This window comes from Psychrobacter sp. T6-1, from assembly GCF_052258445.1.
In genome coordinates, this window is record NZ_JBQQFC010000710.1 from 1 (window position 1) to 686 (window position 686).

Annotated in this window: 2 protein-coding genes; both read right to left on the reverse strand. The window is 45.9% G+C overall.

The window, feature by feature from the left end; all coding sequences use genetic code 11:
- Nucleotides 1-47: 47 nt before the first annotated feature.
- Nucleotides 48-314 carry a class I ribonucleotide reductase maintenance protein YfaE gene (gene yfaE / locus ACTXGO_RS15550; RefSeq protein WP_435949050.1) on the reverse strand — a complete coding sequence of 89 codons (267 nt, stop codon included), beginning with the start codon at nt 312-314 and terminating at the stop codon, nt 48-50.
- A 63-nt stretch (nt 315-377) separates the two neighbouring features.
- A partial coding sequence (locus tag ACTXGO_RS15555) for a ribonucleotide-diphosphate reductase subunit beta (RefSeq protein WP_443575154.1) occupies nt 378-686 on the reverse strand: 309 nt, incomplete at its 5' end.

Sequence of the window (686 nt, forward strand, 5' to 3'; positions counted from 1 at the left end):
GGGCGGCGCGTTTTTTTAACGATTTCTTAACGATGACATTTGGCCTGTTATCTTTCAATAAACTCATGACTGATATGGATGACGCCCTGTACCGTGCAGCAGCAGGGTAGTATCTCATCTTCTTCTATCATAGCTAGCGGCACAAAAGGGTAGTCCACAGGATGGGAGCTCTCAATACGGCGCACGCGGCAGCTGCCACAATAACCCTCACGGCATTGAAAATTTACCTCATGACCGGTACGCAGCAGGCCATCAAGCAAGCTCTCATCGTCATGCAAGTAGAACTGTTTTTTGCTGGTCTTTACCCATGTCATAATTGAGCCTATATGTGCTGCTTATCTATATCTGTTAGTGTTCAACGATATCGTACTCAAAGCTTACAACTCAAAGTCATCAAAATCACTCTCTGATAAGTCTGAATCTATCTGACCGACCAGATACGAGCTAATCTCCGTCTCTTGCGGCGCGACTTGCACGTTGTCTGACGATAGCCACGTATTGATCCACGGAATTGGGTTAGACTTTGAGTTCGGGAACGCAGACGGCAAACCAACCGCTTCCATACGCAGATTGGTAATGTACTCAATATACTGGCACAAAATGTCTTTATTGAGACCGATCATCGAGCCGTCTTTGAATAGATAACCCGCCCATTCTTTTTCTTGTTCCGCCGCTTTACGGAAGAT

Coding starts and splice junctions, on each gene's coding strand:
- yfaE (WP_435949050.1), bottom strand. CDS start 314: ATGACATGGGTAAAGACCAGCAAAAAACAGTTCTACTTGCATGACGAT.